Here is a 16502-nt window from a genome sequence, read left to right as displayed (position 1 = left end):
GTTACCAGGTGCGCTGGGCGCCGGTGAGGAGCTCGCGCCCGGGCCGGCGCCACTTGGGCTCCTGGTCCAGGGTGTGGGTGGTGATGCCCCGGAGGGCCCTGATGGCAGATCCGTAGGGGCGGATGGTGCTGGTGGAAAGCTTGCCGCCGGGCGGCTCGTCCATGAACGGCATGAACTTGTCCGGGAAGCCCGGCATGGTGCAGCCGATGCAGATCCCGCCGACGTTCGGGCAGCCGCCAATGCCGTTCATCCAGCCGCGCTTGGGCACGTTGCACTTGACCACAGGGCCCCAGCAGCCGAGCTTGACGATGCACTTGGGGGAGCCGTACTCCGTGGCGAAATCGCCCTGCTCGTAGTAGCCCGCCCGGTCGCAGCCTTCATGGACGGTCTTGCCGAACAGCCAGGTGGGCCGCAGGTTGTCGTCCAGCGGGATCATCGGGGCCTGGCCGGTGGCCTGGTAAAGCAGGTAGGTCATGGTCTCGGAGAGGTTGTCCGGCTGGATGGGGCAGCCGGGGACGCACACAATGGGGATGCCCGCCTTGGACTTCCAGCCGTACCCGAGGTAGTCCGGAACTCCCATCGCCCCGGTGGGGTTTCCCGCCATGGCGTGGATGCCGCCGTACGTTGCGCAGGTGCCGGCGGCGATGATCGCCGTGGCTTTCGGCGCCAGGCGGTCCAGCCATTCGCTCGTAGTGATGGGCTGGCCGGTCTCGAGGTCGTTGCCGAACCCGCACCAGTATCCGCCCGGCTCGTGAAGTTTTTCGTTCGGAATGGAGCCCTCGACCACGAGGACAAACGGCTCCAGCTCCCCGCGGTCCGCCTTGCGGAACCACTCGAGGAAGTCATCGGCCCCTTCCTGGGGCCCGCACTCGAAATCGATCAGGGGCCAGTGCATGGCAATCCGGGGCAAGCCGGGCAGTGCACCGAGGGCTATCTCCTCGACGCTGGGCTGTGTGGCGGCCGTCAGGGCGACCGAATCGCCGTCGCAACTGAGTCCGGCGTTGATCCACAGCACGTGGATGAGGGCTTCTTCGGCCTTGAGGGATGTTTCAGTAGGCATCGGTGCCTCTTTCGGTGGCCCCGGGAGGGGCTCAGTGAGCGTCTGTCAGCGAATCAGTCAAGGAGTCTGACCGGGAAATGCCTGACCGGGATGTGGTGCCGCCGAGCCAGTCATACCAGGCGCGGAGACCTTCGCCTGTAGCGGCCGAAACTGTCAGGAATTCGGCCCGCGGGTTGACCTGCCGGATGCGGCGCAGGCACGCGTCGACGTCGAAATCGACATACGGGAGCAGATCCGACTTGTTGATGATCACCAGGTCGGCTGCCATGAACATGTGCGGGTATTTCTGCGGTTTGTCATCACCTTCCGTCACGGAGACGATTACCACCTTGGCTGTCTCGCCAAGGTCAAACAATGCGGGGCAGACCAGGTTGCCCACGTTTTCAATGAAGACTGTGGAGCCCGGCCCGGGGTCCAGGGCGTCGAGCCCGCGCCGGAGCATGTCGGCGTCGAGATGGCAGCCGGCGCCGGTGTTGATCTGGATGACCGGCCGGCCCACCGCGCGGATGCGGTCCGCGTCCAGGGACGTCTCCTGGTCCCCCTCTATGACGCCGGCGCGGAGGCTCTCGCCCAGATCCGCCAACGTGCGGACCAGGAGGGTGGTCTTGCCGGCGCCGGGCGAACTCATCACGTTGAAGGCCCGGATGCCACGGCCTTCCAGCCAGCCACGGTTCCTTGCCGCCAGCAGGTCGTTCTTGGCCAGCAGATTCTGTTCCAGCGAGATGGTTTCCGTGTTCGGGGACGGGTGGTGATGACCCGGACCGTGATCCGGACCGTGATCGTGATCATGCGGGTGGCTGTGCTCGTGATCGTGCGGGTGCGGGTGCGGGTGGCCGGGGTCATTGACGTGGAGGCGCAGCTGCTCATGCTCCGGTGTGTGCCCTGTTCCCTCGAGGCTTGAGACCCGGGTGTTCGCTTCGTCGCCGCAGCCGCACGTTGTACACATCTTCTACGCCACCTCCACCGACATCAGCATGAGTTCGCGGCCGTGGAGAATTTCGACGTCCGCACTTCCGCAGGGGCAAAGCAGGATCAGGTCTGGCAACTCGAATTCGCCTTGGCAAGTGCGGCACCGGGCCAGCCCTCGGGGCTCGTCGATCCACAGCCGCGCGCCCGCCAGGGGGGTTCCCGCAGAGACCACGTCGAAACAAAACCGCATGGCATCCGGGAGTACGCCGGAGAGGGTGCCGACGCGCAGGTTGACCGCGGTCACCGTCCGTTCGCCTGTACGGTCCAGAACGGCGTCCACAAGGCCCTGCGTGATGGAAAGTTCATGCATGGCGGCACTCCTTCCTGCCAAGATAGGCTCGCCCCGGATAAAGCGCAACCATCCAAAACTGACACGGTCCCGTCCTGCCGCGAGTAGGCGAAGTCATCCCGTCAGCGCCCTTCCAGGCACCCTCCGCCAACGGACAGCTGAGGCCCTTGGAAGCCTGATCCCGGGGCCTCAACCGCCCGGTCGCGCAGACGTTTTGGCAGACGTTAAGGTTGGAGGATGCCGTCGTTCCAGACCAGACTCAAGATCACCGGGCTCAAGCCGGGCAACCCTCCCGAAGCCGTGATGGCGGCCGCCGTGGAGGCCCTGGGCACCCGCCACCACGTGGAATCCAACCAGCTGGAACTGGCGGGCGGCGTGCCCCAACTGAACCTGCGTTTCCTCGTGGAAGCCACCGAATACAGCGGTGAGAACAGCCAGGCCCGGGAGTCGGCAGCGATGATGCGCGACGCCGTCGAACGCGTTGCGGTGACCGGCTCGCTTTCCGTGCTCCGCCGGAACCGCGGCCGCTGGGCGCCCGTCTGACTGACCCGTGAGCCGGTTGTCCTGCTCAGGGGAGCGGGCCGGCCGGCCCGTCCGGTTCGTCCACGGGGGACCGGCTGCCGCGCCGACGCGTGGCGATCACGCCCACCAGGGCCCCGATCACCAGGCCCACGCCCAGGCCGATCAGTGAGCTCGCCCAGAACGGCAGGCGGGTCGCGGAGCCGGTGAAATAGCCGAGGCCCACCAGCCAGGTCGCCCAGAGCACCCCGCCCAGTCCCGCGCACAGACTGAAGCCGCGGGTGGAAACATCGGCGATGCCGGCCGCCGCGGACGTGGCAAGCCGGCCGCCGGGAATGAACCGGGCCCCGATGATGGCGCCGTAGGTGGAGGAACGTCCAGCCTTGGCGATGGCTTCGTGGATGCCGCGGTGGACTTTTCGGCCCCACGGCCAATGGTCCAGGACATGGCTGAGGCGGCGTTTGAACAGCTGGAACACTATGACGTCGCCGAGCCACGAAGCCGCCGCGGACAGGCTGCCGATCAGGAACAGGTTGGCCCGGCCCTCCGCGGATAGCGCCCCGCCGGTGATCAGGACCATCTCCGACGGGATGGGCGGAAAAATGGCATCCCCGAGAACCGCCGGAATGATCCAGAAGTAGATCGCGGCTCCCCAGGTGTCCGCGTTGCCGAAGTCCATTCGCACAACGTATCGCACTTGGCGCCCCCACGCTGCGCAGTCCTTCGCCGGGACGGGCCGCGGTGCCACACTGGCAGCATGAGGATCGAGATTGTTCAGGGTGACATCACCGCGCGGCCCGTGGATGCGATCGTGAACGCGGCAAATTCGTCACTCATGGGCGGCGGCGGTGTGGACGGCGCCATTCACCGGGCGGCAGGGGCGGAGCTGCTCGAGGCATGCCGGCTGCTGCGCTCCGGCGAGCTGCAGAACGGCCTGGCGGTCGGGGCGGCCGTGGCCACTCCGGGATTCCGGCTGCCGGCCACCTGGGTGATTCACACGGTCGGGCCCAACCGTCACGTCGGCCAGACAAACCCCGCGCTGCTGGCGTCCTGCTTCACCGAGAGCCTGCGGATTGCCGAGGGCCTCGGCGCGCGGTCTGTCGCCTTCCCCGCGGTCGGTGCCGGCGTCTATGGCTGGGATGCCCGCCGGGTGGCGCAGGTGGCGCTCGAGGCCGTCCGCGGGTATGCGGGCCGCTCGATTGAGCCCGGCGTGGTGCTGGTGGAGTTCGTCCTGTTCAGCGCCGAGGTGGCGGCGATTTTCCGCGACGTCCTTAGCGGCGGTGCTGGTCCGTCCGCAGCTGGTCCCGCTGAGGCGGGCGGCGGCCGGAGCTAACCCGGCGTGGGCGGAACTGCCGCTGTCAGCGGACTTCGCTCAGCTCAAGCCGGCTGCGGTACTCCACCGGCTTCCTGGTGATGGGGTCGACAAATCGGATGCCGCGGGCCAGCAGCTGGAGCGGCTTGGTGTAGTCGTCCGGGGCCTTGTCCAGCAGGTCCGGGTAAAACGCGTCGTGCAAAATGCCCAGGCCCAGCGAGGCCATGTGCACCCGGAGCTGGTGCGTCTTCCCGGAGTGCGGCTCGAGGCGGTACAGCGCGCGCGAAACGGAGGCGGGCGGGCCGCCGTCGGAAGAACCCGAGGCTGGCGGGCCGCCTTCGGAAGTCCCGGCGTCGAACGTCCTGATCAGGTCGATGCGGGTCTCCGCATTGGGCTCGCCGTCGATCACCTCGGCGAGCAGGTAGCTGCGGGACTTGGTCATCCGGTTCCGGACCACCACGGGGAAGTCGACGGCGGGATGCCCGGCAGCCGGCTCGGCGGCGGCGACGCACTCGTATTCCTTCTGCACCTGGCGTTTCTCGAACAGCACCTGGTAGTTGCCGCGGGTTTCCGGGTTGGTGGAGAGCAGCAGGATGCCGGCAGTCATGCGGTCCAGCCGGTGCATCGGGATGAGATCAGGGAGGTTGAGCTGGTTCCGGAGCCGGACCAGCGCCGATTCCTGGATGTACGTTCCGCCGGGCGTGGTGGGGAGGAAGTGTGGCTTGTCCACCACGAGGATGTGATCGTCCTGGTGCAGGATGTTCAGCTCCACGGGCAGCCGCGTCTCCGGCGGGAGGGTGCGGTAGTACCAGATGAAGGTGTGGTCCTCGAGCCGGGTGCGCCGGTCCAGCGGGATGCCGCCCTCGCCCACGATCTCGCCGGCGTCGAACCGGTCCTCGATGCCCTGCGGGTCGATGTGCCCCCAGCGGTGCATCATGTAGTCCATTGCGGTGGTCCAGGGCCCCTCGTCCGGCAGCCGCAGGCGGGTGGCGTTCACGCCGTCGCGCACGGGAAGGGGGGATTGCATCACCGGTCCATTCTACCGGCGCCTCCTCCCGCCGTTTCGACGGTTCCCTGCGCCCTAGATGCAGCCCGACGTCGAACCGGCAGGGAACCGTCGAAACGGCCACCGACGGTAAAAAAGTTCTTGACAAATAAAATTGTCGGTAGGCACAGTGGAAGCATGTTGGACATCGAAGTGATCGAGGACCCCGCGGCCGCGGAGGCTTCCCTGGACCCGATCCGCACCTGGATTCTCCACGAGCTGGCCGAACCCTGGTCCGCCACGCAGCTTGCGGGGAGGGTGGGCCTGCCGCGGCAGAAGGTGAACTACCACCTCAAGGCCCTGGAGCGGCACGGGCTAGTGGAGCTGGTCGAGGAGCGCCGCAAGGGAAACGTCACCGAACGCGTGGTGCAGGCGACGGCGGCCTCGTACCTGATCTCACCCGCGGCGCTTGCCTCCGTGGCGCCGGATCCGCACCGGTTTTCGGACCGGTTCTCGGCCTTCTGGCTGCTGGCGCTGGCAGGCCGGATGGTCCAGGAGGTGGGCAAGCTCATCACCGGTGCCGCGGCCGCCCGCCAGAAACTCGCCACCTTCGCGATCGACGGCGAGATCACCTTCCGCTCCGCCGCGGACCGCGCCGCTTTCGCCGAGGAGCTGGGTGTCGCCGTCACCCGCCTCGTGGACAAACCGGGCTGAGCATCGGCGCGGTGGCTGTCTCTTATACACATCTAGATGTGTATAAGAGACAGGCGCGGCCGCGGGCACCGGCTCGTCGTCGCCCTTCACCCGACGCCCAAACCCGCCCCAACGTCAACAACAAAGCCAGTATCAGCTAAGGAGCAGGACAATGACTGACAACCGCGAATTCGAGATCGTGTACGACGCCGAATTGCCCGGCACCCCCGAGCGCGTCTGGGAAGCCGTTACCAAGGACACCCCGGCGTGGATGTTCCCTACGGACCAATGGCCCGCCGTCCGGACGGTGGACGAATACCCCAGCCGTCTCGTGACCAGGATGGACGGGCCTGACGGCTGGTTCAACCAGTTGGAGCACGTGCTGGAACCGCTCGACGGCGGCCGCGCCAAACTCCACTACGTCCACAGCGGCATCTTCGTGGACAACTGGGATGAGCAGTACGACGGCGCCAGCAAGCACACCGAGTTCTACCTTCACACCCTGGGCCAGTACCTCAAGCACTTCGACGGCAGGCCGGTGGTCTTCACGGACGTGCAGGCGCCGGCGTCGTCCCAGTCCCCGGACGGCTTTGCGCGGCTGAAGAAGGCGCTGGGGGTGGAAGGCGCGTCCGCCGGTGACGCCGTCGACGTGGAGCTCGACGGCGTGGGGCGGCTTTCGGGGGAAGTGGACTTCGCCAATGAGCACTTCCTGGGCCTGCGCACCGGGGAGGCGCTGTACCGGTTCTTTGGCCGCAACTCCTTCGGCGCCCCCGTGGGCATGACCGCGCACGACTTCGGCGGTGCCGGCGACTCCGCGGCCACGGCCTCGGCCTGGGGCCGGTTCCTCGAACGGGTCTACGCGTAGCCACTCAGCACCGGAGCGCGACCCGGGCGCGACGCGCCTGTTGCCGCGGGAGGCGCAAATGGCCCGGCGACACCCGAATTCCGGTGTCGCCGGGCCGTTTGCGTGTCGCCGCGCAGGTTGAGTGTCGGGGGATGCCGGCGGGCGTGTCAGGCGGCCCAGCCGCGGGCGACGGCATCCAGCGCCGAGGCGTAGACCGCTGCCCAGTCGGTGTGGGGCGGCCCGACCTGGGCCAACTCCAGGCTCACGAGGCCGTGAACCTGTCCCCAGATGGCCGAGGCGATCACGTCCACGTGCGCTGGCCGTAAGGTGCCGGCCGCCTGGGCAGAAGCGACGGACTCAATCAGCGGGGCCATGGCGTCTGCGGCGGCGTCGGGGCTGGGCTGGCACTCGACGTACGCCGCCAGCGCGCCGCCGAACATCAGCCGGTAGAGGGCCTGATGCTCCAGCGCCCAGGTCCGGTAGGCCACGCCGAGGGCGGGCAGGCCGCCGGGCGCCGCGGCCACCTGTGAGTCGCGGAACGACCGGAATCCGTCGTCCACCACCGCAGTCAGCAGCTGGGACTTTCCGCCGAACAGCGAATAGACGGCGCTGGTGGACGTCTGCGCGGCGGACGCGACATCGCGCAGCGTGACACGCGCCGGCCCTTCCCTGTCTACGAGGTCCGCCGTGGCGGCCAGGAGTTCCTGTCTGAGTGAATCGTTGTGCACCACGGGTCTTGCCATGGTGTCCATTGTTTCATAACCTTGTTTCGTAACGGCGTTATGAAACGCAGGACATGTGGCGACCACGCTGAACATGAGGACCACACAAGGAGCAGCCATGGCACAACAGGTATTCCCGGGCCGCTACACCGCCGACCCGGAGCGCGAGTCGGTGACCGTATTCCTGATCGGCATGCGTGCGAACCGGTGGTGGAAGGCCGCCACCGTCGCCAAGGTGGCTGCCGCCATGCCCAGGATGCTCCGGCACCTGGCGGGCGATCCGGCGTCCGGCATGCTGGGATGCGAGCAGTGGTTCGGGCGTACCACCATGCTGCTCAGCTACTGGGAAAGCCCCGAGCACCTGCGCAAATTTGCGGCGGACAGGGAGTCCCCGCATCTGGAACCCTGGCGCCGCTTCATGAAGGAGGTTGCCGGAACCGGTGATGTCGGCGTGTGGCATGAAACGTACCAGGTGCCCGCCGCCGGGATCGAGGTCATCTACAACGGGATGCCGCTCTTTGGCCTGGCCAAGGCTACGACGCATGTGCCGGTCGGTGCCGGCAGCAACACGGCGAAGCAGCGCATGGGCCGGCCGGCGGGGCGTGTCGCGGGCAGTCCGTCCGGGAAGGGCTAAGACGCGCAATCGGCCCCGCGACGCGCAAAATGCCTGGGGACCATGGAATTCCGGTGTCCCCGGGCATTTTCCGCGTCGCCAGGCAATTTGTGCCTCCCCGGGCGTCAGGCGATGGCCACGGCGGGGGAGTCCCGGAGTGTCCGGCGCAGCTGCGGGGCCGCGTCCAGCCTGTCCTGGGCCGAGCGCAGCGCCAGGACGGCCGTCTCGAGCTGGTCCGGCGGCAGCGTGAAGGGGATGCGGAGATGGTTTTCAAAGACGCCGCCCACTCCGAAGCGCGGGCCTGCGGCGAGGCGGATGCCAAGCTCCGGAGCGATGACGGCCAGTGCCGTGCTGCTGGGAGCGGGGAGCCGGCACCAGACGGCAAGGCCGCCGTCGGGGCGTTCCGGCTGCCACTGCGGCAAATGGCCGTGCAGCAGTTCCAGCAGTGCCGAGCGACTCTCCCGGAGCGCGGCCAGCCGCCCGGGCAGCGGCTCCGTCAGGTTGCGCACCAGGTGCGCGGCCGCGAGCTGCTCCACCACGGGCCCGCCGAGATCCATGGTGGTGCGGACGGCGGCGAAGCGCTGGATCATGCCTTCCGAAGCGCGGATCCAGCCCGTGCGCATGCCGGCCCAGTGGGACTTGCTGAGCGATCCGATGGACACCACCGCCGGACTGAAGGAGGCCAGCGGCGCCGCGGTGCCGCCGTCGAGGTTCAGTTCGCGGAGGGTTTCGTCCGCCACCAGGACGGTGCCGGCCGCTGCGGCGGCCCGGACCAGCCGGCGGCGCTGGGAATCGGGCATCAGGCGGCCCGTGGGGTTGTGGAAGTCGGGCACCATGTAGGCCATCTTGGGCCGCTGCTGCATCAGGGCCGCCTCCGTGGCGGCGATGTCCCAGCCGGCCTCGGGCGCAGGCGGCAGGGCCACCGGAACCATCCTTCCGCCGGCCGCCCGGATGGCATCGAGCGCGTTCGGGTACGTGGGGTGCTCCACCAGCACGCGGTCCTGCCGGGCGACGAGGGTGCGCAGCACGATGTTCAGCGCGTGCTGGGCGCCCGACGTCACCAGGATCTGCGCGGCAGACGTGGGGACCCCGATGGCCGTGTACCTCCCGGCAATGGCTTCGCGGAGGGCGGGAACTCCGAGGGCGTCGTAGCCGAATCCGGGCAACAGGGCGGGTAGTTCCGTCAGGGCGGCGGCAAAGGCCCGGTGGACGGCTTCGCCGCTGGCGGGGAGGGAAGCGTAGGCGAGGTCGATGACGCCGTCAGGAACCGCGAGTCCAGGCGCGCCGGACAGCCCTGCCCCGTCCGCCTGTTTCCCCGGGGACTGCGCCGCTGAGCGGGGCAGGCACGTGCGGCCCCGGGTTCCCTGGCCGCTGCTCAGGAAACCCTGGTCCCGCAGGGAGGCGTAGGCCGCCGTGACGGTGGTGCGGCTGACGGCGAGCGTGGCGGACAGGGTCCGCTCGCTGGGGAGCGCGGTGCCCAGCGGGATGCGCCCGTCCAGGACAAGAAGCCGGACGACGTCGGCCAGCTCACGGTAGGCGGGCCCGGCGCCGAGGTGCCACTGGCCTAGGAGCCGTGCGAGGGCGGTGGGGGTGAGGGAACCGGACATCAGGCCAGTATCTCAAACTGGCCATGGAAAACAAGGCCAGTTGTGGCGCAGGATGGTTCAATGATGATCCGCAGACTCGTACAGCTCTTCACCGGTCTCGCCATGTATGGCATTTCCCTGGCCATGTTTATCCGCGCCGGACTCGGCCTGGACCCATGGGACGTGTTCCACCAGGGCGTGGCGGGACGAACCGGGCTGAGCATCGGCGCGGTGGTGATCATCATCAGCTTCCTCGTGCTCCTGCTGTGGATTCCGCTGCGCCAGCGGCCCGGGTTCGGGACGCTGTGCAACGCCGTCCTGGTGGGCGTCTTCGCCGACGTCGGGCTGGCCCTGATCCCGTCCTTTTCCCACCTCGGCGGCCAGATCGCCCTGCTGGGAGGCGCCGTGCTGCTTAACGCGGTTGCCTCCGCCTGCTACATCGGTGCCCGCTTCGGACCGGGCGCCCGCGACGGACTCATGACCGGCCTGGCCCGCCGCACCGGCTGGTCCGTCCGCGTGTCCCGGACGCTGATCGAGGTGGTGGTCCTCGCCGCGGGCTGGCTGCTGGGAGGATCCGTGGGCGTGGGCACCGTGGTCTACGCACTGGCCATCGGTCCCTTGGTCCAGCTCCTGTTGCCGCGCTTCATGGTCCCGGCGGCCGTCCCCGCTCAGGTCCGTGCGGACGGGTCCGGGAACGAGGCCGCGGAAGAAACCGGGGAGCCGGTGGCTGCTCCGTAGCGGCGGCCGCCCTGCGTCTTCGGGGCGCATCGGGCGTGGCGACGGGACCTGCGCCTCGCGTCAGGCCGGGCCGGCACCGATGAGCTGTCTCTTATACACATCTAGATGTGTATAAGAGACAGGATGAGCGGCTGGCAGTTGGGGCAGAAATAGATGTCGCGCTCCTCGGTGACCAGCTCCGGCGAACCGGCCGACCTTGCGGGCGCCGTCTTGCCCAGCACACCGCGGCGGATGGGGGTCCGGCAGCGCAGGCAAGGCTGGTGCTCGCGCCGGTAGACCCAGTAGCCGGGACGCCCGGCCGCCCGGCCCACGGGAGTGCCCCGCGCGTTAAGTACGGTGGTCCGCCGGCCCGGTCCGAGGTTGGCCTCAAGAAGCTGCTTGGCGTCGGCAAACACGGCCTGCAGATCCGTCACGGCCGCGACAGGTGATGCCGGGTGGACTCCGGCCAGGAAGCACACCTCGCAGCGGTAGATGTTGCCGATGCCCGCAAGGTTGCGCTGGTCCAGCAGGGCCACCCCGACGGGCACGTCCGGCGCCGATGCCACGCGGAGCTCGGCCTCGGCGGGATCCCAGTCCGGCCCCAGCAGGTCCGGCCCGAGATGTCCCACGGCCTTGTCCTCGTCCGCGGTCTTGATGACCTCCAGCACGCCAAGTGAGAACCCGACGGCGTCTGCCGCCGCCGTGCGGAGGACGCACCGTGCTGTGAAGCCGGGCTTGCGCCACCGGCCGCCCGGCGGGTAGACCTGCCAGCTGCCTTCCATCTTGAGGTGCGAATGGATGGTCAGCCGGTCGTCGGCCGGGCCCACCAGGCGCATGAGGAGATGCTTTCCCCGCGGCACGACCTCCTGGACGGTCCAGTCCCGGAGGTTAAGGGTGGCGAAGCTGGGCACGCGAAAGTCGGACGCCAGGAGCGTTTGCCCGGCAAGGGCGGCGTGCAGCTGGTTCGCCGCGCGCCAGACGGAGTCACCCTCAGGCACGGATTCTCAGTCCTTTCGGCGTGGAGTAGGCCCCGGCCGCGGTCAGGGCCGCGGCCACCGGGGTGTCGAGGATGCCGTGTCCGTTGACCTTTTCCATGACGAGTTTGTCCACGGCGCCCCGCTTCACCACGTCCACGAGGGCAGCGCCGGCGGCGGCGAGAACGGGCTCCTCCTCGGTGAAGACGAGCAGGGTCTTGCCCCCGCGTTCCACGTAAAGCACCAGCGCGCCGTCGACCATCACCACCAGCGCCCCCGCCTTGCGCCCCGGGCGGTGGCCGCTGCCGGCCTCGACGCTGAGCGCGGGCCACGGCAGGGCGGCGCCGTACGGGTTGGCGGGATCCGTGGCGGCGAGGGCCAGGGCCACCGGTTCGGGTTTGGCCAGCTGCGTGTCCTCCCGAATAGGAGCGCAGGCGGTCCACCGTGGCAGGCACGGCGAACTGGGCCGCCCCGAGGTGCTCGACGAAGTAGCCGCGCCGGGCAGCGTCCGGCCTCCTCCAGCCGGGCCAGCACCTTGTACATGAGTCCGAATCCGCCCAGGATGTTCTCGGCCATGACCGAGCCGCGGGTGACCACGCCGTACCGGTCGAGGAGCAGTTCGGCTGTGGCGCGGGCGTGGATGGTGGGGTCCAGCTCGGGCGCCGGGAGCGCCGACCAGCGCCCGGCCGCCAACGGCGGTGTGGGCGGCGAACCGGTCACCGATCCGTACCGCCCGCCAGTGAGCCCCGGGGAGCCGAGCAGCCCTGTCCCGTGCGAGCGCCCCAGCCGGCTCAGCCGCGGGGCACGGGCGCGCGGTGCGCGGGCAACCTGCCGGTGGGCGGTGTGGCCGCCGGCGATCAGGGCCCGGACGGGAGCGAACGTGTCTCCTGTCACCCGGCCCGCCCAGGCAAGGTCCCACAGCGCCGACACGATTTCCTGGTCGCCAAGCACCGCGTCCATTCCGCCGGCGACCTCCGTCAGCTGACGGAAGAAATAGCCCCCGCCGTTGGCCTGGAGATAGTCCAGCAATCTTTGCTGGGCATCTCCGGGCTCAAAATCAATCGCCGGATTCAGGGTCAGCTCGGCCGAGTCCGCCACGTGCAGGCTGATCCAGCCGTCGTTGCCGGGCAGGGAGCCGGCCCCGGACCACAGCACCTCGCCGGCTGCCATGAGCTCGTCCAGCATGGCCGGCTGGTAGTTCGACACCCGGCTGGCCAGAACCAGGGGTTCCCACGCGGACGCCGGAACCGGCACCCCGGACAGCTGGTCGATGGCCGTGACCACCCCGTCCAGGCCGCGCAGCGCAGGCTGCCCGCGCCCGGTCCCGGGTGTGCGGACGTTCTGCCAGGCGGGAAGGAACCGCCCGTAGGCGGCGGTGTCCACCGGTTCCACTTCGGCACGAAGCGCGGCCAGGGAGCGGCGCCGCAGCTTGCGCAGGACCTCGGCGTCGCACCACTCGCTGCCGGCGGCGGCAGTGGTGGCGGACGCAGGGACGGCAGATGTTGGGGCCTCGGGCACAGGAGAAGTGGCTGCGCCGTGGCCGGTGTCCGCGGAGGTAGCATGGCCCGCCGCCGGCTCGGTGTGGGGCCGGAATTCGCCCTCCACCAACCGTCCGTCCGCGGCGAGGCGTTTCAGCGCCGTGCCGACGACGGCGACACCAAGTCCCAGCCTGGCCGCGGCTTCCGTGGCCGTGAAGGGGCCGTGGGTGCGCGCGTAGCGGGAGACGAGGTCCCCCAGAGGATCCGCTACCGGCTCGATGAAGGCAAGGGGAACGCCCATGGGAAGGGGGACGCCGATGGCATCCCGCAGCCGCGCGGCATCTTCCACTGCAGCGAACCGATCGACGCCGCCGATGGTCACCTTGATGGCGCGGTTGGCCCGTTGCAGCATAACGAGGTGCGCGACGGCGATCGCCACGAGCGTCTCGGCAGGCTCGGTTTCGACGGCTTCGACGGCCTCGGTTTCGGCAGGCTCAACCGGCGGCGCGGTGGTTTCGGCGGGCTCAACCAGCGATGTGGTGGTTTCGACGGCTTCGGTTTCGGCAGGCTCAACCGGCGGTGCAGTGGCGAGTCTCTCGGCCACCTCCGTCGGCGCCAGCGGACCGAGGAGCCGCAGCAGATCGGCAACCCCCTCGACGCCGCGGACTTTCCGGTCCGGAGCGAGGCGCTGCAGTTCGCGCTCGGTGGCTTCGATGACCCTTGCGTCCAGGAGTTCCCGAAGCTCCACCCGGCCAAGGAGCTCGTTCAGCAGGGTGGAATCCAGGGCGAGGGCGGCGGCACGGCGCTCGGCCAGCGGGGAGTCGCCCTCGTAGAGGAACTGCGCCACGTAGCCAAAGAGCAGCGACTTCGCGAAGGGCGACGGCTGCTGCGTGGTTGTCTGCACGATCCGCAGTTCGCGCCGTTCCACGGATGCCGCAATTTCCTTCAGGGCCGGCAGGTCGTAGACATCCTGCAGGCACTCCCGCACGGTTTCCAGCACGATGGGGAAGGACGGGTACTTCCGCGCGACATCCAGCAGCTGGGCGGACCGCTGGCGCTGCTGCCACAGCGGCTGCCGCTTTCCGGGGGTCTGCCGGGGCAGCAGCAGGGCACGCGCCGCGCACTCGCGGAAGCGGGAGGCGAACAGGGCGCTGCCGCCCACCTCCGCCGTCACGATCTGCTCCAGCTCCTCGGGGTCGAACAGGAACAGTTCGGCGCCGGGCGGTTCGTCCTCCATCATGGGGACGCGCAGCACGATGCCGTCGTCGGCCGCCATGGCGGAGCCGTCCAGACCGTAGCGCTGGTGCAGGCGCTGACCCACGGCAAGTGCCCAGGGCGCGTGGACGGGCATGCCGAACGGGCTGTGCAGGATGACCCGCCAGTCGCCGAGTTCGTCGTGGAAGCGTTCCACGACGAGGGTGGTGTCGCTGGGGACCACGTCCGTGGCCAGCTTCTGTTCGTTGAGATACTGCAGCAGGTTGTTGGCGGCGAAGTCGTCAAGACCGCTGGCCTTGCAGCGTTCGGTGGCAGGGCCGACGTCGGACGCCGACAGTTCGCGCACAAAGGCGCCCAGGGCGCGGCCCAGGTCAACCGGCCGTCCCAGCGAGTCGCCCTTCCAGAACGGGAGCTTTCCGGGCTGGCCGAAGGCCGGCGAGACGAGCACGCGGTCGTGCGTGATGTCCTCGATTTTCCAGCTCGTGGCCCCGAGCGCGAAGATGTCGCCTACGCGGGATTCGTAGACCATCTCCTCATCGAGTTCGCCCACGCGCCGGCCGCCCTTTGCCGTCGACGCGGCACCGGTGGCCTTGCCGTCCCCCGGTGCTCCGGCAGGGGAGGCCGACCCCTCCGTCTCGGTGCCGATGATGTAGACGCCGAACAGGCCGCGGTCCGGGATGGTTCCCCCGGAGGTGACGGCCAGGCGCTGCGCCCCCGGCCGGCCTTCGATGGTGCCGGCATTGCGGTCCCAGACGATGCGCGGACGGAGTTCGGCGAATTCGTCCGAGGGGTAGCGTCCGGCGAGCAGGTCCAGGGTGGCTTCAAAAGCGGAGCGGGGGAGCGTGGCGAAGGGCGCCGACCGCCGCACCGTGGAAAACCACTCCTCGACGTCGATGCTGCCCAGGGCGGTGGCGGCGACGGTCTGCTGGGCCAGGATGTCGAGGGGATTGGCCGGGACGCTGAGGCGCTCGATCTTGCCGTCCAGCATGCGTTCCACCGTGATGGCGGTGTGGACGAGGTCGGCGCGATGCTTGGGGAAGAGATACCCCTGCGAGATTTCGCCCACCTGGTGGCCGGCGCGGCCCACCCGCTGCAGTCCGCTGGCCACGGACGGCGGCGATTCCACCTGCACCACAAGGTCCACCGCGCCCATGTCGATGCCGAGTTCCAGGGAGGACGTCGCCACCACGCAGCGCAGCCGCCCCGATTTGAGGTCGTCCTCGATCATGGCCCGCTGGTCCTTGGACACCGAGCCGTGGTGCGCCCTGGCCAACAACGGATCAGCGCCCGCCGTGCTGCCGGCCTGCGCCATCATGTGCGCGGGCGTGGCCGTGGATGTGGGCGGTGTCCCCGCCGCGGGCGACGACGGATCCTCCCAGCCGCCGCCGACCGCAATGAGCTGGCGCTCGGCGTGGATCTCGTTGAGCCGCGCGGTCAGGCGTTCCGCCAGCCGGCGCGAGTTGGCGAAGACGATGGTGGACTGGTTGGCCAGCACCAGGTCCACGATCTTTTCCTCCACATGCGGCCAGATCGAGGCCTGCGGCTGCAGCCCCGAGGCGGGACCGGAGTCGAAGGCTCCGGCGGCGCCCTGCAGATCGGACATGTCCTCCACAGGGACAGACACGGTGAGGTCCCAGTTCTTGCGCGACGGCGGGGCCACGATCTGGACCGGAGCCGAACCGGCCAGGAACTGCGCCACGAGCTCCCTCGGCTCCACCGTGGCGGACAGGCCGATCCGCTGGGCAGGCTTGGGCAGCAACGCGTCAAGGCGCTCCAGGGAGACCGCGAGGTGGGCCCCCCGTTTGGTGCCGGCGACGGCGTGGACCTCATCGACGATGACGGTGTCCACCTCGCTCAGCGTTTCCCGCGCCTTGGATGTCAGCATGAGGAACAGCGACTCCGGGGTGGTGATGAGGATGTCCGGCGGGTTGCTCAGCAGGGCGCGGCGGTCCGAGGCAGGGGTATCGCCCGATCTGACGCCGACGGTGATCAGCGGGGCCGGCAGGTCCAGCCTCTTGGCGGTCTGCGTGATGCCGATGAGGGGCGATCGGAGGTTGCGTTCGACGTCGACGCCGAGCGCCTTGAGCGGCGAAATGTACAGTACGCGGGTTTTCCGCTTTGGTTTCCTTGCCCGGGGCTGTTTGGCCGCCCGGGCACCGCCGGGACCTGGGGCGGGAGCGTCTTCCAGCCCCGGCAGCTCCGCGGGCAGGGCCGCTCCGGAAACCAGCAGCCGGTCCAGCGCCCAGAGGAACGCAGCCAGGGTTTTACCGGAGCCCGTGGGCGCCACGACAAGGGCGTGCGAACCGGAGGAAATGGCTGCCCATGCGCCCTGCTGGGCGGGCGTGGGCTCGGCGAACGCGCCCAGGAACCACTCCCGGGTGGGCCGGCTGAACTGGCCCATCGCGTCCACCGTAGATGTGCCGCCGGGCGTGCCGGCGGGCTCCTGCGACTGCATGCCTCCATCATGCCCCAAAGCACTGACAGTATTGCCGGCGCCCTCTGCCGAGAGGCCTGGGCCGGCCCCTC

Annotated in this window: 15 protein-coding genes and 1 pseudogene; 6 read left to right on the top strand and 10 right to left on the bottom strand. The window is 69.3% G+C overall.

Translation table 11 applies throughout. The annotated features are described in order from the left end of the window. Position 1: 1 nt before the first annotated feature. From B1A87_RS15205 to B1A87_RS15195, 3 genes are read right to left on the bottom strand one after another with little or no spacing between them, the layout of a single operon-like run. Positions 2-1060, bottom strand: a complete 1059-nt coding sequence (locus tag B1A87_RS15205) for a hydrogenase expression protein HypE (protein ID WP_078029887.1) — start codon at positions 1058-1060, stop codon at positions 2-4. Between the two features lie 31 nt (positions 1061-1091). Continuing rightward, on the bottom strand, positions 1092-2006 hold the full coding sequence (gene hypB, locus B1A87_RS15200) for a hydrogenase nickel incorporation protein HypB (protein ID WP_078029888.1): 915 nt from the start codon (positions 2004-2006) through the stop codon (positions 1092-1094). 3 nt (positions 2007-2009) lie between these two features. Continuing rightward, positions 2010-2339, bottom strand: a complete 330-nt coding sequence (locus B1A87_RS15195) for a hydrogenase maturation nickel metallochaperone HypA (RefSeq protein ID WP_078029889.1) — start codon at positions 2337-2339, stop codon at positions 2010-2012. Between the two features lie 216 nt (positions 2340-2555). Here B1A87_RS15195 and B1A87_RS15190 point away from each other — a divergent pair, with 216 nt between their 5' ends. After that, on the top strand, positions 2556-2861 hold the full coding sequence (locus B1A87_RS15190; RefSeq protein WP_078029890.1) for a hypothetical protein: 306 nt from the start codon (positions 2556-2558) through the stop codon (positions 2859-2861). A gap of 25 nt (positions 2862-2886) precedes the next feature. Here B1A87_RS15190 and B1A87_RS15185 read toward each other — a convergent pair whose 3' ends face one another. Continuing rightward, a complete protein-coding gene (locus tag B1A87_RS15185; RefSeq protein ID WP_078029994.1) occupies positions 2887-3516 on the bottom strand; it encodes a DedA family protein in 630 nt (209 codons plus the stop codon). 78 nt (positions 3517-3594) lie between these two features. On the opposite strand from B1A87_RS15185, the gene B1A87_RS15180 reads away from it, so the two are divergent. Further along, positions 3595-4170: an O-acetyl-ADP-ribose deacetylase gene (locus tag B1A87_RS15180; protein WP_078029891.1), complete on the top strand. Its 576-nt coding sequence runs from the start codon at positions 3595-3597 to the stop codon at positions 4168-4170. A gap of 25 nt (positions 4171-4195) precedes the next feature. On the opposite strand, the gene B1A87_RS15175 is transcribed toward B1A87_RS15180, so the two are convergent. Further along, entirely contained in the window at positions 4196-5176 is a 981-nt protein-coding gene (locus B1A87_RS15175) for an RluA family pseudouridine synthase (RefSeq protein WP_078029892.1), read from the bottom strand. A gap of 156 nt (positions 5177-5332) precedes the next feature. Here B1A87_RS15175 and B1A87_RS15170 point away from each other — a divergent pair. Then, positions 5333-6007: pseudogene (locus B1A87_RS15170) on the top strand (ArsR/SmtB family transcription factor). Further along, on the top strand, positions 6000-6692 hold the full coding sequence (locus B1A87_RS15165; protein ID WP_078029894.1) for an SRPBCC domain-containing protein: 693 nt from the start codon (positions 6000-6002) through the stop codon (positions 6690-6692). Before B1A87_RS15170 ends, B1A87_RS15165 begins: the two are co-directional and overlap by 8 nt. Positions 6693-6838: 146 nt before the next feature. Here B1A87_RS15165 and B1A87_RS15160 read toward each other — a convergent pair whose 3' ends face one another. Beyond that, the gene (locus tag B1A87_RS15160) at positions 6839-7414 is read right to left on the bottom strand and encodes a TetR/AcrR family transcriptional regulator (RefSeq protein WP_260680877.1); all 576 of its coding nucleotides are present in this window, start codon (positions 7412-7414) and stop codon (positions 6839-6841) included. 97 nt (positions 7415-7511) lie between these two features. Between B1A87_RS15160 and B1A87_RS15155 the strand changes: the two genes are divergently transcribed. After that, positions 7512-8027: a DUF4188 domain-containing protein gene (locus tag B1A87_RS15155; protein WP_078029895.1), complete on the top strand. Its 516-nt coding sequence runs from the start codon at positions 7512-7514 to the stop codon at positions 8025-8027. 104 nt (positions 8028-8131) lie between these two features. Here B1A87_RS15155 and B1A87_RS15150 read toward each other — a convergent pair whose 3' ends face one another. Next, a complete protein-coding gene (locus B1A87_RS15150) occupies positions 8132-9613 on the bottom strand; it encodes a PLP-dependent aminotransferase family protein (RefSeq protein ID WP_078029896.1) in 1482 nt (493 codons plus the stop codon). Positions 9614-9673: 60 nt separating this feature from the next. On the opposite strand from B1A87_RS15150, the gene B1A87_RS15145 reads away from it, so the two are divergent. Further along, the gene (locus B1A87_RS15145) at positions 9674-10330 is read left to right on the top strand and encodes a YitT family protein (RefSeq protein WP_260680874.1); all 657 of its coding nucleotides are present in this window, start codon (positions 9674-9676) and stop codon (positions 10328-10330) included. Positions 10331-10431: 101 nt separating this feature from the next. On the opposite strand, the gene B1A87_RS15140 is transcribed toward B1A87_RS15145, so the two are convergent. From B1A87_RS15140 to B1A87_RS15135, 3 genes are read right to left on the bottom strand one after another with little or no spacing between them, the layout of a single operon-like run. Next, positions 10432-11307 carry an Fpg/Nei family DNA glycosylase gene (locus tag B1A87_RS15140; protein ID WP_144275833.1) on the bottom strand — a complete coding sequence of 292 codons (876 nt, stop codon included), beginning with the start codon at positions 11305-11307 and terminating at the stop codon, positions 10432-10434. Then, complete coding sequence (locus tag B1A87_RS24065; RefSeq protein WP_260680873.1) at positions 11300-11551, bottom strand: hypothetical protein; 252 nt, start codon at positions 11549-11551, stop codon at positions 11300-11302. The genes B1A87_RS15140 and B1A87_RS24065 overlap by 8 nt, the downstream gene beginning before the upstream one ends. Next, entirely contained in the window at positions 11545-16431 is a 4887-nt protein-coding gene (locus B1A87_RS15135) for a DEAD/DEAH box helicase (RefSeq protein WP_260680872.1), read from the bottom strand. The genes B1A87_RS24065 and B1A87_RS15135 overlap by 7 nt, the downstream gene beginning before the upstream one ends. Between the last annotated feature and the right edge of the window lie 71 nt (positions 16432-16502).

Source organism: Arthrobacter sp. KBS0703 (assembly GCF_002008315.2).
Taxonomy (GTDB): Bacteria; Actinomycetota; Actinomycetes; order Actinomycetales; family Micrococcaceae; genus Arthrobacter.
Note: the sequence above shows the minus strand (reverse complement) of the source record. Positions and strands in the feature narration are given on the sequence as shown.